Raw genomic sequence first — 21,246 nt, 5'->3', positions numbered from 1 at the left:
AAGTCGCAAACGACTTCTGTCACGCTCCCAATTTTTATTTCAGGATCTTTTGGAGTGGTTTAGAAGGATCACTTAACAACTGGTTGAAGTTTTTCACCGGAGTTGGGGTAGTTTCATGCTTAGCAAGCATCTTTTCCATCCAGACCATATCGTACCAACGACCGAATTTCGAACCACAACTGCGAAACTCACCGACTTTGCGGTAACCAAGGTGGTGATGGAACTCGACACTGTTAGGTGTGAGATACGGATCTTTAGCAGTTGGATAAGCGATGCAGGCATAAAGATTGGTAATGCCCATCAACTGACAAATTTTCTCGATTGCGGCGTACAGCCGACCGCCAATACCAGTGTGGCGGGCATCCGGAGCCACGTAAATTGAGGTTTCCACAGCCCAGTCGTAGGCCTTACGTTCGCCAAAACGACCGACATAGGCATATCCCAAAATCTTGCCATTGCTCTCAGCTACTAAGTAGGGATATGTACACAGTGTATTAGCAATACGGTGACGAAATTCATCTACGCTGGGGACAACATCCTCGAAAGTGATGGCCGTTTTTTGAACATATGGAGCATAGATATCAACTAACCGTTCAGCATCTGTCAGTTTGGCAACGCGCAAAGAAATTTGCTTATCCATTCGATCTTCTCCCTTAATATTATTAAGAGACATTGTAACACAGTCCTGAGATACTGGAACGATTAATTAAATTAATTAAGTCTTGAATTCAGGCTAGCCTTAATCAACCGTCCAACATTTTCAGCCGTTTGGGCAATATCATTTCTTGCATCTTTCATCGCTTGCGGTAAAGCTTTAGCTCCTGCCGGAGTTGAAAAGATCGCATCAATGGCGTCTTTAGCATAAAGTTGCTCGACACCACGACCGATGTTACCAGCCAAAACAATCACCACTGCCTTGGGGGCCACCGCCTTACTGGATTGCGCAACTCCGTAAGGCACCTTACCGAACTTAGTTTGGAAATCAATACTGCCCTCACCGGTAAACACGTAGTCCGCTCCACGTACTTTTTCTCTTAGGTGGCTAGCTTCAATTACAAGTTCCACCCCGCGTCGCATGTGTGCGCCGGTAAAAGCCAGCAAGCCGGCCCCTAATCCGCCAGCTGCTCCTGCACCGGGTGTATGTTCTACATCAGGACCCCCTGCTGCCGAAATTTCCCGGGAAAAATGGTGTAGGTTGTGGTCAAGGGTTTGCACCATCGTCGGCGTAGCACCCTTTTGCGGGCCAAACACGGCTGCCGCTCCATCAGGTCCCGTTAAGGGATTCGTGACGTCAGAAGCAATGTCGATTCTGAGATGGCGCAAACGCGGATCAATTGTTGAAAAGTCAACTCGATCGAGTTCAGCTAATGCGCCACCACCCATGCCAATGTCTTTCCCGTCATCCCCTAAGAGTCGCACGCCTAACGCCTGGGCCATCCCCGCACCGCCGTCGACCGTTGCGCTGCCACCGATGCCGATAATCATTCGACTAACGCCATGGCCCATCGCGTCACGCATCAATTCACCTGTACCGTAAGTGGTCGTCACCAAGGGGTTCGCTGTTTGATGGTCAACGAATTGCAGTCCGCTCGCCGCTGACATTTCAATGACGGCTGTCTTACCATCGCCAAGCAGGCCGTATTGAGCATCCACCAAGTGGTTGAGCGGATCGTGAACGCGGGCAGTCACGAAGTGTCCACCCGTTGCCGATACCAGTGCATCTACCGTTCCCTCACCACCATCAGCCATCGGAACAAGCTCATATTGAGCATCAGGGTAAATCCGGCGTAACCCCCGGGCGATAACCCGTGCGACTTCTTTGGCAGTCAAGCCACCCTTAAAAGAATCCGGAGCAATGACAAATTTCATCCCATTCACCTTCCATGTATTCTTGTCATTATTTTACCCCTCAAGACAGCAAAATCCCGGCAATCGCAAAAACGGTCACCGGGATTTATTATCTTAGATTTTAGTCGTTAGCGTGAACATCAAATGCCTTCAGCAATGATTCACCAACACCAGGAGCATCAGGATCGTGCATCCCCTTACCCTTGTCCAGGGCACGGATAGCATCCATCTCGTCACTAGTCAATTCAAAGTCAAAAATTTCGGCATTAGACTTGATCCGTGACTCATGCACAGACTTAGGGAAGATGATGACACCTTCCTGGTGTTCAAAGCGCAGGATAATTTGGCCAACATTCTTTCCGTACTTATCGGCCAACCGCTTCAGGAGTGGTTCATTGAAGAGATCGGCATTGCCTTCACCCAGCGGAGCCCAAGCTTCCAGGGTAACGCCTTCTTTAGCCATCAACTGACGCAGCGGTTTTTGTTGGAAGTAAGGGTTGTATTCAACCTGGTTAACTACCGGGGTGACATCCTTAAAAGCACTCTTCCACTTGTTCCAAAGCTTTGGCGTCATGTTAGAGACACCAATAGAACGGATCTTGCCGGCTTTTTGGGCTTCGACCAAGGCGCGCCAAGCTTCGTCCACCTTACCATAAGGCTGGTGAATGAGGTAGAGATCCAGGTAATCTAACCCCATTTTTTGCAGGGTGTTATCAATCGTCTTCTTGGCATCTTCGTAAGCGTAATCCTGAATCCACAGCTTTGAAGTGACCCAAATTTGGTCACGGTCAATGCCGCTGTCCTTGATGGCCTTGCCGACTTCCTGTTCGTTGAAGTAAGCTTCAGCCGTGTCAATGTGGCGGTAGCCGAGCTTCAGTGCTGATGATACTGCCTTGTAAGTTGAACCATCCGCTGGAATCTGAAAGACACCGAAACCAAATGATGGGATGTCATGACCGTCGTTGAGTTTAAATGTTGGAATTTGCATGTTTGAACCCTCCAAATTTTTATCTTTTTCTATCGATGTTTCACCAATGATTGTATGGGAACATCTACTAAATGAAAATTAAAAAGGATTCATACTAGTATACGCCAATAGCATACTAATTAGCTCAGAAGACAAAGTCAATTAAGACAATATAAGATACTGTACCGATAATCAGCGAAAGGAACATATTCCGCCGCCACAGATGAATGAGAACGGTGATCAATCCCGCAATAAGATCCGGCAGACCATGATTGCCTGACAGCAAATGAATATTACGGTAGCAATAAACTACCAGCATCCCCATAATCGCTGGAGGCAGAAACTTGCCTAATCCTTCGATAAAGGGATTTAATTGCTCCTTGTCTCCATCAGAACGATCAAAAAGTAGAAAAGGCGTCACCCGCGTCATAAAGTTGGCCAAAGCAGCGATTGCAATTGAAATCAGTCTTTGAATAACGGTCATTGCTGCTCCCCCTTCCCGTGGTGCCTTTGCAATAAGTAGTATTCCAACACAAGCAGCAGTAAGGCAAAGACGATAAAGTAGGTTTTACCAAAAGCCAGCAGACAAGCAATTGTGATCAAAAGGCCGCTAACTGAACTGATGTGTGACTCCTCGCGCAGAAACTGGTCCAGCGCCAAAGTAATGAAGAGGGCAGTCATGATAAAACTGAGGCCCTTGATTTGAATTTGAAAAACGCCACCGAGAAAGCCACCCAAAAAGGCGCCACTGACCCAGTAAGCCCAATCCAAGACGGTAATCCAAAAGTTGACACTAGTTCGATCCAAGCCAGTGGGAACTTTCGTGTAGTAGTTGAGGACAAAAGTTTCGTCACTCAGGCCAAAGATCAGCAGCCATTTACGCCAACCAGCATGGCGATAACGTGACAGCATCGAAACAGAATAGAAGAATTGGCGAAAGCCGACAACCAAGGTGATCACCAGCACCGTTACTGGGTTAAATTTCTGCACCAGCATGTTAGCCAACACAAATTCAACAGACCCCCCGTAAATCGTGGCAGCCATTAGCGTTGGGTACCAAAACGCCAACCCTAAGTTGTGCATATAGAGGCCGTAACCAAAGCCCAATGCCAGGTAGCCACAAAGAATGGGCAAAGATTGTCGCAGCGCAAAGCGAAAATTACTTGTGTTTGTCGTCATCGTCATCACTTCTCTTCTCATCAAAATTTAATGCTGATTATAACACCCTACTTGTTCTGAAGCTTGGAATGTTTGAGACCATACACAAAGTAAATGATCATCCCGATGACAAACCAGCCCAACATCAGTAATTTAGCATCATTGCTTAATCCCCAGAAAATCACCGCGGAAAACGCTGCTGATAAAACGGGTAAAACTGGGTAAAGCGGCATTTTGAACTTAGCTTCCGGCAAATCACGTCCTTCACGCGGTCGCAATGCATAGACTGCTAAAGAAACCATGATAAAAGCAACTAACGTGCCGGCCGAAACCAGGTTAGCCAAAAAAGTAAACGGCAGAAAGCCAGCAACGAAGATGGCCGCTACCGTGACCAGATTCAGGGCATTCACCGGAATGTGCTTGGCATTGGTACGGCCCAAAAAGTCAGGTAAAAGGCCATCACGACCGAAAGAATACAGCAAACGGGAACTTGCCAGGTGAATACCGATCAAAGCGGCAAAAATTCCCACGATAGCAACCACGGAAAGCAGGTTGGCCGTCAAATAGTGACCCGTATGACGTAACGCCCACGCAGCGGGTTCTGCGTTGTTATCGTAATTGCTGTAGCGGAACATCCCTACCAAAACCAAAGAAACCAAAATAAAGAATGATGTCCCAATGATTAGGGTGCCAATCAGGCCCCGCGGCATCGATTTACCCGGGTCTTTGACTTCAGCTGAATTAGCCGCAATTGCATCAAAACCAACGTAAGCGATAAAAATCTGGGCAGCCCCCGCTAAAATCCCGGTAGCACCACCAAAGGACGTCCCTGGACGGTGAGGTGGAATAAATGGCACGTAGTTGTGAACGTTGATCGCCGTTGCACCGACAACGATGAAGAGGGTTACGACGATCAATTTGATAATTACAATTGTGTCTTCAACCCGACTGACGGTATGGGTCCCCCGGTTGAGCAACCAGCCGACACTCAAAATTGCCAGCACCGCTAACAAATCAACGTAAGTTCCCCGGCTGGCGTTAAAACCGCCCGAAACGGCCGCCGGCAGCTTGAGACCAAGACTAGTCAAAAAGCCCCTCATGTAGGCGGACCATCCTGAGGCCACGAACGCCACCGAAATGAAGTATTCAGCTAGCAGCGCCCAACCGCTGACCCAACCGAAGAATTCACCTAGTAAAACGCTGAGCCACGAAAAGGCAGATCCAGCAAAGGGCAATACCGATGCCATTTCCGCGTAGGCAAATGACGCCATCCCCGCACCGATGGCGGCAATGATAAACGAAATAGTAACGGCAGGTCCAGTGTGTTCAGCAGCGACGATTCCGGGCAAAGTGAAGATTGCGGTTCCGACGACCATTCCCAGACCAAGCCCCAACAAATCTTTGGTCGTCAGATATGGCACTAGGTGGCGATCCTTACTGGCGTAAAAAGCGGGATCCTGTTTATGAAATAGTTTTTTGATCAGCTGAGACATCCCAGCAAACATCCTTTCTGTATTAATGCAGCCATTCTGGCTTCGTTACAAATACTTCCATGTTATCATGACCATCCTGGTGAACGATCGCTTCGCCAGTACGCAGCTGCCCTATGTCGTTAGCCGACAACGCTGTTAAGCCGGCTAAAGAACTCAGTTCCTCTGGTGCCGCCAGTCGGTGAATTAAATAACTGCTAAATTGAGAACGCAAGCGTGCTGGTAAGTCCAATGGCGACTGGGTCGTCATAGTAACAGATATTCCCGCCTTCCGTCCTTCCCGCAGAACTTGAAAGATGCCGTTATCGGCCAGCTGCCGTGGGTCGGTTGGCAGATAGCGATGCGCCTCATCCAAAACGATGTTAACCGGACGGGGCTGTCGACTTGCCAATTGCATCATCAGTAAATGGTGAAACAACAAGGAAATAACGACCCGTTGAGAACTTAGGTAGCGCTGTAATGCCGACAAATCAATCACTAGAGTCCGATGGATGCTGGTTTGGTTTAAAAACATCTTCAAAGCAAAGAGCAACTCCGTTTGGGAGCGTCCTTTTTGGGTACTCTCACCGAACAATACCCGGAAAGCATGACTAATTAATCGCTGACGCACAGTTGTTAGCTGTAGCCAATTGCTGTTAATCACCCGTCGATCATACTGCTGGCCCAGCAAAGAATAATCAGCATCATCACCTTCGCTAGGGATAATCATTTCTTCAATCAACTGCCGACCCAATAGTTGTGGGTTGTAGGAACGCGCCCAATCACCCAGCCGTTCCAGTTGCCGCTGATATTTGGCAATTGGTACGTTGATCTTGACGTATGGTTGATCGTCGTTCACCAGGTTACGTTGAATTCGCAGGGCATTAATGGCTGAAATCAAAGCATTAATTACAGAGTCCGGCAAATGAACATTCAACGCCAGGCATAATTGCTGGGCGGATAACTGACCTGCCTCCAGATAAGCATTATCCGCTAAGCGGTAGGTGACGGCATTAGGCAGCTGTCGGTATTCGCCGGTCGGATCCAGGACAACATTTGTGTAATTAGCGTGCTGTAATTGGTTCAGCAGCGCCAATGTACTGGTGGTTTTGCCACTACCGGTTTGGCCGACAATGAGTAAATGCTTTCTGATTAATTTCTGCAAATTAATTTGTAATGACTCGCCATCCCCTCTTGTGGCAAAAGAATTCTTCGTCATCACCAGGACTCCCTCCTCTAACAACATGCACCCTATTATAGTTGACATTAGACAATAATGAGAATAAATTATGATAATTTAGTTTACACAAAGATATTGTCTAGTCCAATAGACTAGATTATTTAGATCTTTAAATTGCCAATAAACCGCTTTCAGATTATAATGAACGAGGCACTATCTTAAATAATACATAAGGAGCCCTTTCATTATGGAAAAAAATAAAATGGACGCGACCTATCATCGTCTGCGCCTGCAAGTTTTTCTGGGGATTTTTATCGGTTACGCTGGTTATTACCTCTTGCGTAATAACTTCTCAATTGCAATTCCGGGTCTGCTAAAAGAAGGCTTTACGAAAGCCCAGCTTGGCTTTGCCCTATCGGCAGTGTCGCTTGCTTACGGGATCAGCAAGTTTGTCATGGGTATCGTTTCCGACCGCAGTGATGCCCGTATCTTTCTGCCACTCGGCCTACTATTAGTTTCTATCGTTAACCTCGCCCTTGGTTTTATCCCAGCTTTAACCAGTAGCGTAGCAATGATGTTCATCGTACTTTTCGTCGTCGGCTGGTTTCAAGGAATGGGTTGGCCGCCTTGTGGTCGTGTGCTGGTACACTGGTTCTCGGTTAACGAACGTGGTGGCAAGACAGCTCTGTGGAACACCGCCCACAACGTCGGTGGCGGTTTGATGGCGCCCCTGGCCAACTGGGGAATTGCGGTAATTGCTGCCAGTTCCATCGCTATCAAATCTTACAACGGGGCCTTCGTCATTCCAGCTGTGGCAGGCTTAATCATCGCCCTGATTGCTTTTCTCCTAGTACGCAATAGCCCAGAAAAGATGGGACTACCACCAATTGAGGAGTACCGCAACGACTACCCGAACAAAGAACATAAACTCAGCGAACGCAACTACTCGACTAAGGAACTGCTCTTCAAGCATGTTCTCAATAACAAGTGGATTTGGGTCATCGCGGTCGCTAACATCTTCGTCTACCTCGTCCGCTACGGTGTGGAAAATTGGCTGCCAACTTACCTTACTGAAGTTAAGCACATCACGCTGAGTTCTGCTTCCACTTCCTATCTCTGGTATGAACTAGCCGGTATTCCGGGTACCCTGCTTGCTGGCTGGGTCTCTGACCACATCTTCCACGGTCGGCGGGGACCAGCTAGTTTTTGCTACATGGTATTGGTATCGCTGTTTCTCCTGATCTACATCTCCGCTGATTCGATCACGACCATCAACATTGCCCTCGTCGCCATCGGTTTTCTGATTTACGGACCAGTTATGCTGATCGGTTTGCAAGCCCTCGACCTAGTACCCAAGAAAGCGGCCGGAACTGCTGCCGGCTTAACCGGCCTCTTTGGTTACTTCTTCGGTTCATTCTCGGCCAACGCCGTTTTAGGCTGGGTCGTCGACGTCGCTGGTTGGCACATGGGATTCATGCTCATCCTGGTAGCCAGCATTCTGGCTTGCCTGATTTTTCTGACGACGTGGAACGTCCGGGGTCAATCATTAGTCAAATAGTTTTATTTTTGATTTACACAAATGCGTCATCCTTTCGGAATGGCGTTTTTTTAAATTTGACAAGGTGAGTAAGCACTCACTATAATAGGGACATCAAGTTAAGTGAGTAATTACTCACTTCAAGGAGGAAAGCTCATGACAGCAACAATCGACCTCAAACACCTGCAAAAATCATTTGGCAAACAGCAGGTGCTAAAAGATATTAACTTAACCGTCAACGCCGGCGAAATTGTCGGTCTAATCGGCCCTTCGGGTGCTGGCAAATCAACCGTCATTAAAACGATGCTCGGGATGGAAAAAGCAGATGGTGGCCAAGCACTCATCTTGCAAACTACGATGCCCAACCGGCTGGTCTTAGGCAAGATCGGTTACATGGCCCAAAGCGACGCCCTATACGAAGACCTCACTGCACGCGAAAACCTCGCTTTCTTTGGCAGGATGAAGGGCTTGAACGGGAAAAAATTAAAAGATGAAATCTCCCACGTCAGCCAGGTCGTCGACTTGACGTCTGACCTGGATAAATTGGTCAGTGGTTTTTCCGGTGGGATGAAACGGCGTCTATCATTGGCCATCTCACTCTTGGGATCAGCCCAGTTATTGATTTTGGACGAACCAACAGTCGGCATTGATCCGGCGCTGCGACGCCAAATTTGGCACGAACTCGGCGTCATCCGCGACCAAGGGCGAAGTATTTTAGTCACTACCCACGTGATGGCAGAAGCAGAAGCCACTGACCGGGTAGCACTTTTAATCGGCGGCAAGATCGTTGCCTTTGACCAGCCGCAAAAATTGGAACAAAGCTATGATGTTTCTTCAATTGAAGATGTCTTTTTGAAAGCAGAAAAGGAGGCACAACAATAATGCGAATTCTTGCAATTGCCCAGCGGGTCCTCAAAGAAGTGCTTCGTGACAAACGAACGCTGGCCCTCATGTTCTTAGCTCCCATCGTCATCATGTGGCTACTGAACGTGATGTTTTCAGCTAATTCGACAACGAATGTCAAATTGGCAACGGTCAACGTCAACCAAACCGTTCGCCAAAATCTTGATAATACCAAGCATGTGGCCGTCCAAACTTTCCGTCACAACCAAACGGCCCAAGATAGGCTGAAAAATCACCAAGTCGACGGTGTCATTCTTTTTCACGATAATAAATACGACGTCACCTACGCCAATACTGACTCCAGCAAGACGACTTTGACAAAGCAGGCACTGAAGGCAGCACTCACCAAGCAAACCATGACCACCCTGACGGGAACCATCAAACAACTGCAAACTCGGATGGCAGCGGCCAATCCTCAGATGGCGAGTCAGCTTCAACAGCATAAGGCTAAGGCACCACAAATCAGCAATCACTACAACTACGGTGATAGCAATACTGGTTTCTTCGCTAAGATCATCCCCATCCTGATGGGCTTCTTCATCTTTCTCTTCGTCTTTCTTGTCTCTGGGATGGCGTTGCTACATGAACGAACCAGTGGAACACTCAGTCGGCTGCTAGCCACTCCTGTCAAGCGCAGTGAGATTGTCTACGGCTACATGATTTCTTATGGAATCGTTGCTATCGCCCAGTCGATCGTTATCGTTCTCGCGACAATCTGGCTGTTAAAGATCGAAGTCGTCGGCAGCATCATCAGTATTGTCTTAATCAGTTTGCTTTTTGCTTTAGTAGCCCTGGCCTTCGGGATTCTGATGTCCACCTTAGCTAACTCTGAATTCCAGATGATGCAGTTCATTCCCCTCGTGGTCGTACCCCAAGTCTTCTTCTCAGGGATCATCCCGCTGGATTCAATGGCAACGTGGGTTCAGTACATCGGCAAAATTCTGCCATTGACCTACACCGGTGATGCCCTCACGAAGATCGTCATGGAAGGAACGCCGCTGACCCAGCTTGGCGGCGACATCCTGGCCCTCTTCATCTTCTTGATTATCCTGATTGTATTGAATATCATTGGACTAAAACGTTATCGCAAAGTGTAAAGGGTGGTTTTCATGGCAGAAGTATTAACATCATACGAAAAAGACTTGCAGGCAGCTAAAATTCCTGCCGGCAAAAAGAAGGTTTTGCTAGCGGCTATCCACCTTTTCGCTGAACAAGGCTTTGCGGCCACCACCACCGCCCAAATTGCAAAGTCCGCCGGTGTCAGTGAGGGAACCATTTATAAATATTTTTCGTCGAAGAAAAAGCTACTAGCGCAAGTGCTCATTCCCCTGCTAACACAAATCCGTGATAACTTCTTTACCCAGCTGGACCCCGACCAATCGCTAGATGATTTCATCGATTTTGTGATTCAGGATCGTTTGCAGTTTGCCAGACAGAACTTTGCCTTGATCAAAATCATGCTGCAAGAAGTCCTGACTGACCTGGATCAAATATCAGCTGTCAGCTCACTTCTGCAGGGCCCTCACGGCATCTTTCGACAGATTGAAGACATCAGAAAACGATATCCAGAAATCAATCCTCACCTGACCCAAATCCAGATCATCCGCATCTTTTTGTCGCCGATGTTGGGCTATCTCTTGCAAGTTCAGCTACTAAAGCCGCAGTCAAAGGATCAGCCAATTGACTTTCGCATCGTTCACCAGCAAATTCGAGCTGGGTTAACAATCCAATAAACAACAAGCACCCCGCTTTCCTGACACTTGGTCAGGGTAAAGCGAGGTGCTTGTTTTAGTTTTGGAAGCGACGCCAGTAATCCGCTAGGTACTTAGTCGTCAGACTCGTCGGCTGGTCAGCTAATTTCAGGGGCTCGCCAGTGGCCACAATCCGGCCACCTTTACTACCGCCACGCGGACCGAGGTCCATCATGTAATCTGCATTGACGATCAAATTGAGGTCGTGGGTAATCGCGATGATCGTCGCGCCACGATCCAAGAGTTGCTGCAGCACGTGGACCAGCGTCTTAACGTCCAGGGGATGAAGACCAATCGTTGGTTCATCAAAGACGAAGAGCGTCGTCTTTTGGTTGTGGTTGAGGTGCTTAACCAACTTCAGCCGCTGTGCTTCTCCACCCGATAAGGTGGGAGTACTTTCCCCAAGGTGCAGGTAATCCAGGCCAACCTCTTGCAACAGTTGCAGTTCGTGCTCAATCTTAGGCACGTCTTTAAAGACTGGCAATGCTTGACGCACGTCGAGCTTCAGGAGATCAACGATCGAATAACCATGCCATTTCACGGCTTGCACGGTGTTATTGTAGCGATCACCATGGCAAACCGGACAAACCTGCTGCATATCTGGCAAGAACTGGATATCCAACGTGACTACACCAGCCCCACCACAGTTGGGACAAGCCCCCTGCTTATTGTTATAAGAGAAATAACTCGGCGTGTAGTGCTTTTCCTTAGCCAAAGGTTGGGCGGCAAAGAGTTTGCGCAGATTATCCATGATTGACGTATAGGTTGCCACCGTTGAGCGCTGGGTCTTGCCAATTGGGGCAGCATCGACACTCACCACTTCTTTCAGCGGTGATTGCAGCTGCTTGACCTGAACCGGCAACGGCTGACCCTTTGATTGAGCCTTGATTGCCGGCACCAAACTGTCGAGAATCAGGCTGCTCTTCCCTGCTCCGGAAAAGCCAGTGATAGCACTCAGGCGGTTAACCGGCAATGACCCTGCAACGTTCTTTAAATTGAAATAGTCTTTAACAGCAAAATCGATTTGTTTAGCTGCAGCCTTGTTATTAAGCGGTCGCGCCATCAAGTCGGCACTGCCATTTAAATACGGCCCAATCTTAGACTGTGGATCATTAGCAATTTTCTTCGGTGTTCCCTGGTCAATCACTTGTCCGCCGTTATCGCCAGAACCAGGGCCAATTTCGATGATCCAATCAGCTGCTTTGATGATATCGACGTTATGGTCAACCACTACCAAGGAATTACCCTGGCGCACCAACTCTTTAAAGACGTTCAGCAAGCCGTTGATGTTGTCAGGATGGAGACCGATCGAGGGCTCATCCAAAATATAGAGGACACCCGTCGTCTGGGTCCGCAAGGTGCGCGAAAGCTGAATCCGTTGCAATTCACCAGTTGATAACGTATTGCCGTTACGTGACAGGGTGAGGTAATCGAGCCCCAATTCCAGTAATGGCCGTAAATTGTCATCAAATTCCTGGAAGAGACTGGCTGCCATCTTATTCATGTTGGCCGGCAAGGTAGCCAGGACTTTCTCTTTCCAGTCAGGCAGTTCACCCAACGTGAGGTCGCTAACTTGGGCGATATTCAGTCCGCCCGCCAATTGCTTCAGCAATTCCGGGCGCAGACGCGTCCCGTGGCAAACCGGACAAACTGAGTAGTGGAAGAATTCACTGATGCGCTTTTGCGCCCGGGCACTCTTGCTAGTCCGCGCAGATTCCAGAACGGCTTCATGAGCATTCTCGTACAAGGCATTGAAGTCATGGAAGACACGACCGGTTCCCGAACGAAAATCCATCTTGTACTTTTTCCGGGGGCCATTCAGGACAAAATTTTTCTCTTTATCAGTCAGATCCTTGTATGGCACGTCAATTCGCACCCCAGCCTGCTGAGCCACACTCGGCATAAAGTTGCGGCCAGGTAGGTGCCAGGAAGCCACTGCACCATCTGCCAGGCTCAAATTCTCATCACCGATCAGCTTGCTCTCATCAATTGCACGCACCTGACCAGTCCCCTGGCAGCGGCGACAAGCTCCGTCAGAATTAAAAGCAAAATCTTCAGCGCTAAAAGCTTGGAACTTAGCCCCACAAACCGGGCAGATCAACTGACCCATCTGGTCGCCAGTCTGACTCATCATTTCCGCAATCTTCAAGCTAGGTTTAAGGCGGTGACCATTTGGACATACCGGTGAACCAAGCCGTGAAAAGATCAGCCGAATGACGTTAAAAATTTCACTCATCGTTCCTACCGTTGCGCGTTCGGACGGGATGGATGGTCGTTGCTTCAGGGCAAGAGCTGACGGGATATGCTTGACGCTCTGGACATCAGCTTGTGCGCCGAGCTTAATACGGCGGCGTGTATACGTCGACAGCGCCTCTAGGTAACGCCGTGACCCTTCTTCATACAAGATCCCCATCGCTAGTGAACTCTTCCCCGATCCAGAAAGACCAGAAATAGCCACGAATTTGTGGAGTGGGATATCAACATCAATGTTCTTGAGGTTGTGAACCTTTGCCCCACGAACTTCAATCTTGCTTGGTAACTTGTCCATCTTTGATTCCCTTCTCTCCCTTCTTTCGACGGCGCTGCACATCCTCGCCGACTAATTGGTAAATGGCAGCGAATAGCGGAACCGTCAGCATCATTCCCAAAATACCAGAAAAGCCACCACCGATAATAACTGCGGCAAACACCCAAACACTTGGTAAGCCCAGGCTGGATCCCACCACTAAGGGGTAGGTGATCCGGTTGTCAAATTGTTGCAGAACAATAATGAAGATCAGAAATACCAGCGCTTTAAAGGGCGAATCAGCAAAAATCAGCACCACTCCAACGCTGGCACCCAAGATGGCGCCAATGATCGGGATCAAGGCGGTAAAACACGTTACGGCCCCAATCATAGCAGCGTATGGCAAGCGCAAAATAATCATTCCTAAAAAGCAGGCAAAGCCCAAAATAGCGGCATCTTTACATTGGCCAACGATGTAAGAACTATAGCTGCGGTCAAAGGCTTGGATGATGTGCATGATCGGAGCTTGTGCCTTCCCGAGGTAGGCATCCGCGAGTTTCTTAATCTGCCGTGCTAATTTTTCCTTGTATACCAACAGGTAAATGGAGAAGAAAAGCGCGATGACGGCTGTCGTAACTCCTGACACGATAGAAGAAGCCGTTGACATCACTGTTTTAAGCGTTCCCCCAAAACCGTACGTCACATACTTGCCAATTTGGCTCCAGTTAAGGTGACGCGGGTCGAGGTTCTTCCAAAACTCTTTAAACTGGCCATTTTGTTGGAAATAGGCGATGAAGTGGTTGACGACATGGCTATGATTAGATACTAACAAGCGGATACAGTTAATAAGTTCCGGAATGACCAGCCTAACAACCAAAGCGATGATCAAAACAATCGTCAGATATGAGGCAATAATGCCAAAAAGTCGCTGAAACTTGCGAGCCCGCGCACTTTTAAAAAATTTCTTGAAAAGATGCTCATATTGTCTCAGCAAAAGATTGACAACATAAGCCACTACGCAGCCAATCAGCAATGGCATGGCTGCCGAAAAGCCACGCCCCAGTAGTTTAGCAACGCTCGGCCAGTAAGTGATAGCAAGGTACAGGACAAAAACTGCAATGATTAAGGAAATGTGGCGTCGGTTAATCTTAATTTTCATTAGCATCCCCCCTCGTGCGTTAACTGTTGCAGGTAGTGGTGACTCGCGATCTGTTCTCGGCAATCATCAGTATCTTGCAAGGCAATCTCATAAATACTCGTTGCCTGTGGATTCAATAGCGGCAAGACCTTTTGCCAATCGATCTTTCCCTGTCCCAATGGCAAACTGTCGTGCTTTTGGCCCATCGAATCAACCAGGTGGTAGTGAACTACTGCCGGTGCCAAGTGACGTAGTGAAGCTTGCAATCCCGGGTTATCACCATGGAGCTCGATAAAGCAGTGGGACGTATCAAAAGCCAACCGGTAGTGGTGGCTCAGGATTTCGTCCTCCTGCTGGGGATGACCATAGGCAAAGACCGGTGCAATTGAATTTTCAAACATAATGTGGTCTCCACCAGCACGTTGAAAACGGTCTAGTCGATCGTACACGGCCTGGCGAGCTTGTTGGACACTCGGGTAAAGATCGACCATGTGCATGACTTCTGGGCCGGAGTAACCACCATGAACCAGAACCTGCACATCAAGGTCATCTGCTAAGCGAATAAGCTGAGCCGTCGATTGCTCGATAAAGCGGTAAAGATCTGGATAATTTTTCTCTGGGGCCACTACATCCATGTGATAACCCTGAAAATTCACGGGTGGTGGATCACAATGTGTTTTATTCCCCGCGATTGGACATACTGAACCGCATCATAGAGATGTTGATAGCCTTCCGTCGTAAAATCATCAACGTCCGTGTAAAATTCGTAAACATGGGGATGATACTGCAGGCGATCATCAATCTGTGAACGACTGCTGCTTCCCTTCAAACCAAGCTCTGGCATGAACATATCATTTTCCAACTCTCTTCGTCATAAATTTATAAAACTGGTGACAATAACCGTGAGAAGTACTGTTTGAATTGACGCCACCGCGACTGTTTGGCAAAGTAGGCCGGTGTCATCTGCGTGCTCTTCTTCAGATCATCTTCAAAGATCTGCTTCAGCTCCTTGGTCAGTTGTTCATTGTACATAAAGGCATTGGCTTCCCAGTTCAGTCGGTAAGAACGAAAGTCCTGGTTAGCTGAACCAACGGAAGCGTAATAGTCATCACTGATCACTGTTTTAGCATGGATAAAGCCGTTGTCATATTTGTATACTTTGACCCCGTTATTGGCCAAGTATTTGGCATAATACTCAGTTGCTCGGTACACGAACGGGTGGTCCGGCATGCAGGGAACCATAATTCGAACGTCGACACCGCTGCGTGCAGCGATCACTAACGCCTCCAGCATTGGCTCACCAGGAATCAAGTAAGGTGTTTGAATGTAAACGTAGTGGTGGGCAGCCGAGATCATCGCCTCATAGCCACGCCGAATAGCCACGTTCTCACTATCGGGACCGGAAGAAACAATTTGCATGGCCACGTTGTTAGCAGCATCATTCGTCGGGCGTTTGGTAGTCAGTTGCCCCATCAATTGATCTAAATCAACCTTAGGCTTACCGGTTTTCTGACAGGTAGCATTCCAGTCCATGCCGAAACGACCGGTCAAGGAGAGCACCGCCTGCCCAACAACCCGAATGTGGGTATCACGCCAGTAACCAAATTTAGGCATCTTGCCGACGTACTGATCACCAATGTTGAAGCCACCGATATAGCCGACCTTGTCATCAATAGTCACGATTTTTCGGTGTAAGTGGTAATTCAAACGCGGTGTATTAAAGTGCTGTTTGGTTCTGGAGTTAAAGGGTTGAGCGTGACCACCTAGTGATTCCAGCTTAGCGAAAAATTTATAGGTAGTTCCCCGTGAACCACTTAAATCATAGAGCACCTTCACTTGCACTCCACGAGCGGCAGCACGTTCCAACGCGGATAAAATTCGGTGTCCCAGATTATCAGCGTAAAAGGTGTAAAATTCGACATCAATGTGATCTTGGGCCTGGTCAAAGTCCTTAATCATCTGCGAAAAGAGCTTTTCTCCATCCGTAAATATCCGGACTTGGTTATCAAAACTAACCAGGGCATCGTTTAGACTGGTTGAAAGAGTCACCATTTGGTGGGCAGACATCAAATGCTCCTGCTTTAACAACAAGCGGTGTTTCTTCAACAAATCAGCTTGCTTTCTAACATAGGTCTGCCGGAACCGCCGTTCCTCATCTTGCATATTAAAAATATCATCACTGGATATTTTCCGCCCAACGAAGAGGTAGAGGATAAATCCAATTACCGGGAAGACCGACAATACCAACAGCCAGGCCCAAGTTGAAGCGATATCGCGACGGGTTCGAAAAACCGTCCAAATGGCAAAAGCAATGTTGGTCAACCATAACACTTCAATAATTCGACGAATGATGTCCCAAGTCCATACGATGTTCATGTTGTCCCTCCGCTCATTTCAATAAACTATGTTTAATGATACATCATCCCAAAAGAAAAAGACTAACCGCCCGCGCGATTAGCCCTCCTCAATGTCAATTTGGATGGACTGGCTTAGCCTTCAACCTTTTCCTTAATGGTCTTAGCTGAAGCATCCAGTTTAGCATTTTCTTCGTCAGTCAGCTGTAACTGTGCGACGTGTTCAACCCCATCCTTGCCGATCACAGCTGGGTAGCCAATGTAACTGTCGTACTTCTTAAGGTAAATTGAAGCTGGCAGGAACTGCTTCTTGTCGGTGAAGATAGCCCGGACAATGTCAACAGCACAGGCGGCAATGGCGTAGCAGGTGTAGCCCTTGCCATCAACTACGGTAAAGGCACCGTGACGTGCTTCTTCATCCAGCTTATCCAGGTCAGCCTTGCCTTCATCAGCGAACTTTTTAATTGGTTGGTTGTCGATGCTGACGGTGGACCAGGCAGTAAATTGTGAATCACCGTGTTCGCCGAGGACAAAGCCATTGACGTTTTGCGGAGCTTCTTTGAAGTTAGCACCCACAGCACGCTGCATCCGTGCGGTGTCCAAGAAAGTCCCAGTACCAAAGACGTGTTCATGTGGCAAACCCGTAACCTTTTGCAATTGGTTGACGATCACGTCACACGGGTTGGAAATGTTGAGTAAAATGCCATGGAAGCCGCTGTCCTTGATCTTTTGACCAACCGTTGCGGAGTTCTTCAAATTAATTGGCAGTTCGGCAAAACGATCGTCAGTCCGAGCAGTGGCGGCCACGTCACCAAAGGCCGTAATTAGAACATCGGCGTCCTTTAGTTCACTGTAGTCATCAATCTTGATGACTGCCGAATTTTCGGTCCGTGCAAATGAATCATTGAAGTCGAAGTACTCAGCCTTCGTCTTCTTCTTATTGCTGTCAATCAGCACCAGTTCATCTACTAGACCCTTCATCAACAGAATGTGAGCAACGGTCGACCCCACATGGCCCAAACCGATAATGCCAATCTTATGCATCAAAAACATCCTCCCTCAATTCAATCTTAAATCATTTTTGTGCAAAGCTTTACAATCTCTATTTTAATATAGTCTGTGCTAATTGTCTGTCTCATTAACAATTTTTATATTTTTTGGCCGTCAAATTAGTGCTAAAGTGGATCTATATTACCCGACGAAAGGATCTCTATCATGTTATTGCGAAAGTTTCGATTCTTATTGTTAGCACTGGTTGCGGTGGTCAGTGTCAGTCTATCCCTGACCATACCTGTCCACGCTAGTTCTAATACTGCCACCGTCTTCGTTCATGGCCTGCAAGGAAGCCATAATTCAACCGACACGATGATCAGCGACCTGAGCCAGCGTTATCCTGGTACCAAACGAGTAATGACCATCAACGTCCAGGAGGATGGATCACTCCAGGTTAGTGGTCACTACCGCAACGTTAAGCATCCCCTGGTCCAAGTGAATTTTCTCAACAACTCTGCTCCTACCACAACCAATGCCCAGTGGCTCGGTAAAGCAATGAAATACCTAAAAACTAAGGCAGGCGTCTCCAAGATCAACTTTGTTGCCCATTCAGCTGGTAACGTCGCTGTCTACCAATTACTGACATCCCATCCCCAATCCATCCCTGATGTTCAAAAATTTGTCATTTTAGCGGGGCCTTTTGACGGCGTCCTGTCACTTAACGACCAAGCCAATAAAGTCAAAGTGAATGCTAATGATCATTACAAACCAAGCGTTGAATATCCCGCTAATAGCTACTACCCAAGCTACCAGCAACTGGTCAAGATGTCCTCAGCCTTTCCGAAAAACATCAAAGTTCTCAACATCTATGGCAACGTTGGCGACGGCAGCAATTCAGACACGCTGGTCAGCAACGCTTCTGCCCTTTCGGTCAACTACCTGTTAAAGGGTCAAAAATCATCCGTACAAAATCGTTGCTACCGCAGCGCCAAAGCCACTCATTCAGGCTTACACCGCAGCAAAACCGTCGACAACTGGATCGCTAACTTCTTGTGGAAATAGTACGAAAGGAGGAGGACCTACTTGCCTCAATCCTCAAATTTGACTGACCAGATATGGCGTCGTAATTTGCACGTCTTATCCATTGCTGTTTTCTTTGCCGGCATCGCTTTTTCCGAAATCATGCCGTTTATTTCCCTGTTCTTAGCCGAACTTGGGAACTTCACCCACAAACAATTAACCAACTGGTCCGGGATTGTTTTTTCCGTATCTTACGTCGTCGCCACTATTGTGACCCCTTGGTGGGGTAAACTAGCCGATGCCAAGGGACGTAAGCCGATGATCCTCCGCGCTTCTCTCGGGATGGGGATCGTGATCGGCGCCATCGGTTTAGTAACCAATGTCTGGCAACTGGTGGTCTTGCGAATGCTGCAAGGTGCCTTTGCGGGATTTGTCTCTAACTCCAATGCCCTGATCGCGACTGAAGTACCCAAAGAACACAGTGGCAGTGCCCTCGGTACCATGATGGCTTGTTTCACTGGTGGCAACCTCTTAGGTCCATTCATTGGTGGGACGATTGCCACTTTCTTTGGTTATCGTTTTACTTTCTTCTTAACGGGTTTCATCCTGATCGTAATCTGCTTAGCCTGCTGGAAATTTGTCGACGAAAGCAACTTTCATCCCGTCGCTACCAAGGAAGTTGGTTCCAGCAAAGATGTGATCAAGTCCTTGGTATCAGCACGGATGATCTTTGGCCTCGTTCTCACCACCGTCATCATTCAGTCAGCTAACAATTCCATCAACCCGATTATTTCGCTCTTCGTTAAACAACTGCTGCACGGTAGTTCCCACACCACCTTTGTCAGTGGGGTTATTGCGGCGCTACCGGGTATTGCCACCATCACCATCGCTAGCCGTGTCGGCAACCTCGGTGACCGCATCGGAACAGATAAAATTCTCATCTTTGGTTTCATTCTCAACACCATCGTCTTCATCCCGACTGCCTTTGTCAGCAATTGCTGGCAACTGGGCATCTGCCGGTTCATCGTCGGTTTGGTAGATGCCTGCCTCTTCCCGCAAGTACAAACCATGCTGACGAAGAACAGTCCGGTTAGTGCTACCGGTCGGGTCTTCTCCTGGAACCAAAGCGCCATGTACATCGGTAATATTGTCGGTTCGCTGATGGGCGGTTGGGTTGCCGGTCAATTTGGTTTTAGCGCCGTCTTTCTGTGGACTGCTGGACTGGTGTTCTTAAACCTCATACTTTTCCTAATCAATGTCGAATGGCCACTGCACCACGTTGCAGGGACCCGCAGTTAAATTCAGTTTCCATAGTTTTCACTTAAGTGAGGACTATGGAATTTTTATTTCCCGGGCAATTTTTTATGAATCACATATCAGTATTGACATATACCTAATTCGATATATAATATATACCGAATTTGATATTTGATATGGAGGCATTACCATGAATTGGTGGATTATTATCGCAACGTTTATTGCGGTTAACTTAGACTTCTTCTTCATCTTGTTGTTATTGTTAAAAAAATATCGCCTATCATCGGTCATCGCTGGTTACCTCATCGGCGTATTATTGTTGATCACCCTTAGTTACGTTGCTGGGCAAATTCTCGCTAAATTTTTGCCGGAGTGGCTGCTTGGCGTTCTAGGGATCCTCCCTATTTGGATGGCTCTTCATGATGACGATGATGAAGGCAACCAAACAGAATCTCACCGTCCAATGGTGACAGTCCTTATCACTTACCTGTCAGTTTGTGCTGGGTGCAACCTCTCAATTTTTCTACCCGTTCTCACCGGTATCAAAGTGAGCCAGTTCTTAGCAGTACTAGTCGTCATCGGTATCTGCACCGTCATCGTGGTCTGCCTGCTGAAATTATTTGGCGAAATCCCAGTAATTAACCACTTTATGACAAAATATAGTGAAATTTTGATGAAAATCGTGTACATTGGTGTTGGTTTATACGTCTTTTGGGACAGTGGTCTCATCAGTCACTTATTCAAGTTCATTTCATAAGAGGAGTTCAAAAGCAGCATGAAGGTTTCGGATGATCTGATTAACGAAGCAGCCAAAATCTATAAAGTCTTAAGTAACGGGACACGCATTAAGATTCTCTACTTCCTGCGCTATCAGGATAATGACGTCGCAGTTAGTGAAATTGTCGACGCCCTTGGGCTAGCCCAGCCTGTCATTTCCAAACAGTTGGCTATTTTGCGGCGCTACCAGTTAGTCCGAAACCACAAGGAAGGCAACAAAGTTTTCTACATTCTCGATGACCCTCACGTCGTCGAAATGATCGATGACATGCTTAATCACGTCAAGCATGAAATCAAGGGCCTGCCGCATCCAAAAAATTTGTACTAAAACATCGGTTCCAAAAGGGAGCCGATGTTTTATTTATTTTAAGAAGTTTGTTATGATATA

Annotated in this window: 19 protein-coding genes and 1 pseudogene; 8 read left to right on the top strand and 12 right to left on the bottom strand. The window is 47.7% G+C overall.

The window, feature by feature from the left end:
* Positions 1 to 34: 34 nt before the first annotated feature.
* The 7 genes from AB3114_RS06040 to AB3114_RS06010 all read right to left on the bottom strand — a co-directional run bounded on the left by AB3114_RS06040 (position 35) and on the right by AB3114_RS06010 (position 6,661).
* A complete protein-coding gene (locus AB3114_RS06040) occupies positions 35 to 640 on the bottom strand; it encodes an N-acetyltransferase family protein (RefSeq protein WP_367342363.1) in 606 nt (201 codons plus the stop codon).
* A gap of 71 nt (positions 641 to 711) precedes the next feature.
* A complete protein-coding gene (locus AB3114_RS06035) occupies positions 712 to 1,869 on the bottom strand; it encodes a glycerate kinase (RefSeq protein ID WP_367342362.1) in 1,158 nt (385 codons plus the stop codon).
* Between the two features lie 100 nt (positions 1,870 to 1,969).
* Positions 1,970 to 2,836 carry an aldo/keto reductase gene (locus AB3114_RS06030; RefSeq protein WP_367342361.1) on the bottom strand — a complete coding sequence of 289 codons (867 nt, stop codon included), beginning with the start codon at positions 2,834 to 2,836 and terminating at the stop codon, positions 1,970 to 1,972.
* 124 nt (positions 2,837 to 2,960) lie between these two features.
* Positions 2,961 to 3,299 carry a branched-chain amino acid transporter permease gene (locus tag AB3114_RS06025; protein ID WP_367342360.1) on the bottom strand — a complete coding sequence of 113 codons (339 nt, stop codon included), beginning with the start codon at positions 3,297 to 3,299 and terminating at the stop codon, positions 2,961 to 2,963.
* The gene (locus tag AB3114_RS06020; RefSeq protein ID WP_367342359.1) at positions 3,296 to 4,015 is read right to left on the bottom strand and encodes an AzlC family ABC transporter permease; all 720 of its coding nucleotides are present in this window, start codon (positions 4,013 to 4,015) and stop codon (positions 3,296 to 3,298) included. The genes AB3114_RS06025 and AB3114_RS06020 overlap by 4 nt, the downstream gene beginning before the upstream one ends.
* Positions 4,016 to 4,041: 26 nt before the next feature.
* Entirely contained in the window at positions 4,042 to 5,466 is a 1,425-nt protein-coding gene (locus AB3114_RS06015; protein WP_367342358.1) for an APC family permease, read from the bottom strand.
* A 22-nt stretch (positions 5,467 to 5,488) separates the two neighbouring features.
* Entirely contained in the window at positions 5,489 to 6,661 is a 1,173-nt protein-coding gene (locus tag AB3114_RS06010; RefSeq protein ID WP_367342459.1) for an ATP-binding protein, read from the bottom strand.
* A gap of 208 nt (positions 6,662 to 6,869) precedes the next feature.
* On the opposite strand from AB3114_RS06010, the gene pgtP reads away from it, so the two are divergent.
* The 4 genes from pgtP (at position 6,870) to AB3114_RS05990 (ending at position 10,795) form a co-directional block, all read left to right on the top strand.
* Complete coding sequence (gene pgtP, locus AB3114_RS06005) at positions 6,870 to 8,180, top strand: phosphoglycerate transporter protein PgtP (RefSeq protein ID WP_367342357.1); 1,311 nt, start codon at positions 6,870 to 6,872, stop codon at positions 8,178 to 8,180.
* A 135-nt stretch (positions 8,181 to 8,315) separates the two neighbouring features.
* Positions 8,316 to 9,041 carry an ABC transporter ATP-binding protein gene (locus AB3114_RS06000; protein ID WP_367342356.1) on the top strand — a complete coding sequence of 242 codons (726 nt, stop codon included), beginning with the start codon at positions 8,316 to 8,318 and terminating at the stop codon, positions 9,039 to 9,041.
* A complete protein-coding gene (locus tag AB3114_RS05995) occupies positions 9,041 to 10,159 on the top strand; it encodes an ABC transporter permease (protein ID WP_367342355.1) in 1,119 nt (372 codons plus the stop codon). The genes AB3114_RS06000 and AB3114_RS05995 overlap by 1 nt, the downstream gene beginning before the upstream one ends.
* A gap of 12 nt (positions 10,160 to 10,171) precedes the next feature.
* Positions 10,172 to 10,795 carry a TetR/AcrR family transcriptional regulator gene (locus tag AB3114_RS05990; protein ID WP_367342354.1) on the top strand — a complete coding sequence of 208 codons (624 nt, stop codon included), beginning with the start codon at positions 10,172 to 10,174 and terminating at the stop codon, positions 10,793 to 10,795.
* A gap of 55 nt (positions 10,796 to 10,850) precedes the next feature.
* Here the strand turns inward: AB3114_RS05990 and AB3114_RS05985 are convergent, their stop codons facing one another.
* From AB3114_RS05985 to AB3114_RS05965, 5 genes and pseudogenes are all read right to left on the bottom strand, one after another.
* Complete coding sequence (locus AB3114_RS05985) at positions 10,851 to 13,361, bottom strand: excinuclease ABC subunit UvrA (protein ID WP_367342353.1); 2,511 nt, start codon at positions 13,359 to 13,361, stop codon at positions 10,851 to 10,853.
* Positions 13,336 to 14,478, bottom strand: a complete 1,143-nt coding sequence (locus tag AB3114_RS05980; protein WP_367342352.1) for an AI-2E family transporter — start codon at positions 14,476 to 14,478, stop codon at positions 13,336 to 13,338. Before AB3114_RS05980 ends, AB3114_RS05985 begins: the two co-directional genes overlap by 26 nt.
* A pseudogene (locus AB3114_RS05975) lies at positions 14,478 to 15,307 on the bottom strand (TIM barrel protein). The gene AB3114_RS05980 and the pseudogene AB3114_RS05975 overlap by 1 nt, the downstream one beginning before the upstream one ends.
* A gap of 29 nt (positions 15,308 to 15,336) precedes the next feature.
* Entirely contained in the window at positions 15,337 to 16,833 is a 1,497-nt protein-coding gene (gene cls / locus AB3114_RS05970) for a cardiolipin synthase (protein WP_367342351.1), read from the bottom strand.
* A gap of 113 nt (positions 16,834 to 16,946) precedes the next feature.
* The gene (locus AB3114_RS05965; RefSeq protein ID WP_367342350.1) at positions 16,947 to 17,855 is read right to left on the bottom strand and encodes an L-lactate dehydrogenase; all 909 of its coding nucleotides are present in this window, start codon (positions 17,853 to 17,855) and stop codon (positions 16,947 to 16,949) included.
* A 171-nt stretch (positions 17,856 to 18,026) separates the two neighbouring features.
* Between AB3114_RS05965 and AB3114_RS05960 the strand changes: the two genes are divergently transcribed.
* The 4 genes from AB3114_RS05960 to AB3114_RS05945 all read left to right on the top strand — a co-directional run bounded on the left by AB3114_RS05960 (position 18,027) and on the right by AB3114_RS05945 (position 21,186).
* Positions 18,027 to 18,866 carry an alpha/beta hydrolase gene (locus AB3114_RS05960; RefSeq protein ID WP_367342349.1) on the top strand — a complete coding sequence of 280 codons (840 nt, stop codon included), beginning with the start codon at positions 18,027 to 18,029 and terminating at the stop codon, positions 18,864 to 18,866.
* Between the two features lie 21 nt (positions 18,867 to 18,887).
* Positions 18,888 to 20,123, top strand: coding sequence for an MFS transporter (locus tag AB3114_RS05955; RefSeq protein WP_367342348.1), 1,236 nt, complete (start codon positions 18,888 to 18,890; stop codon positions 20,121 to 20,123).
* 148 nt (positions 20,124 to 20,271) lie between these two features.
* Positions 20,272 to 20,838: a cadmium resistance transporter gene (locus tag AB3114_RS05950; RefSeq protein WP_367342347.1), complete on the top strand. Its 567-nt coding sequence runs from the start codon at positions 20,272 to 20,274 to the stop codon at positions 20,836 to 20,838.
* 18 nt (positions 20,839 to 20,856) lie between these two features.
* Positions 20,857 to 21,186 carry an ArsR/SmtB family transcription factor gene (locus AB3114_RS05945; protein ID WP_367342346.1) on the top strand — a complete coding sequence of 110 codons (330 nt, stop codon included), beginning with the start codon at positions 20,857 to 20,859 and terminating at the stop codon, positions 21,184 to 21,186.
* Positions 21,187 to 21,246 lie beyond the last annotated feature (60 nt).

Origin of the sequence: Limosilactobacillus sp. (assembly GCF_040772465.1) — a bacterium.
In the GTDB taxonomy this organism is placed as follows: Bacteria; Bacillota; Bacilli; order Lactobacillales; family Lactobacillaceae; genus Limosilactobacillus.
This window is presented reverse-complemented; position numbering and strand designations above follow the sequence as displayed.

Bases quoted from the DNA above. Each gene is read 5' to 3' on its own strand.
- AB3114_RS06040 (WP_367342363.1), bottom strand. From the start codon at position 640: ATGGATAAGCAAATTTCTTTGCGCGTTGCCAAACTGACAGATGCTGAA.
- AB3114_RS06035 (WP_367342362.1), bottom strand. From the start codon at position 1,869: ATGAAATTTGTCATTGCTCCGGATTCTTTTAAGGGTGGCTTGACTGCC.
- AB3114_RS06030 (WP_367342361.1), bottom strand. From the start codon at position 2,836: ATGCAAATTCCAACATTTAAACTCAACGACGGTCATGACATCCCATCA.
- AB3114_RS06025 (WP_367342360.1), bottom strand. From the start codon at position 3,299: ATGACCGTTATTCAAAGACTGATTTCAATTGCAATCGCTGCTTTGGCC.
- AB3114_RS06020 (WP_367342359.1), bottom strand. From the start codon at position 4,015: ATGAGAAGAGAAGTGATGACGATGACGACAAACACAAGTAATTTTCGC.
- AB3114_RS06015 (WP_367342358.1), bottom strand. From the start codon at position 5,466: ATGTCTCAGCTGATCAAAAAACTATTTCATAAACAGGATCCCGCTTTT.
- AB3114_RS06010 (WP_367342459.1), bottom strand. From the start codon at position 6,661: ATGACGAAGAATTCTTTTGCCACAAGAGGGGATGGCGAGTCATTACAA.
- pgtP (WP_367342357.1), top strand. From the start codon at position 6,870: ATGGAAAAAAATAAAATGGACGCGACCTATCATCGTCTGCGCCTGCAA.
- AB3114_RS06000 (WP_367342356.1), top strand. From the start codon at position 8,316: ATGACAGCAACAATCGACCTCAAACACCTGCAAAAATCATTTGGCAAA.
- AB3114_RS05995 (WP_367342355.1), top strand. From the start codon at position 9,041: ATGCGAATTCTTGCAATTGCCCAGCGGGTCCTCAAAGAAGTGCTTCGT.
- AB3114_RS05990 (WP_367342354.1), top strand. From the start codon at position 10,172: ATGGCAGAAGTATTAACATCATACGAAAAAGACTTGCAGGCAGCTAAA.
- AB3114_RS05985 (WP_367342353.1), bottom strand. From the start codon at position 13,361: ATGGACAAGTTACCAAGCAAGATTGAAGTTCGTGGGGCAAAGGTTCAC.
- AB3114_RS05980 (WP_367342352.1), bottom strand. From the start codon at position 14,478: ATGAAAATTAAGATTAACCGACGCCACATTTCCTTAATCATTGCAGTT.
- cls (WP_367342351.1), bottom strand. From the start codon at position 16,833: ATGAACATCGTATGGACTTGGGACATCATTCGTCGAATTATTGAAGTG.
- AB3114_RS05965 (WP_367342350.1), bottom strand. From the start codon at position 17,855: ATGCATAAGATTGGCATTATCGGTTTGGGCCATGTGGGGTCGACCGTT.
- AB3114_RS05960 (WP_367342349.1), top strand. From the start codon at position 18,027: ATGTTATTGCGAAAGTTTCGATTCTTATTGTTAGCACTGGTTGCGGTG.
- AB3114_RS05950 (WP_367342347.1), top strand. From the start codon at position 20,272: ATGAATTGGTGGATTATTATCGCAACGTTTATTGCGGTTAACTTAGAC.
- AB3114_RS05945 (WP_367342346.1), top strand. From the start codon at position 20,857: ATGAAGGTTTCGGATGATCTGATTAACGAAGCAGCCAAAATCTATAAA.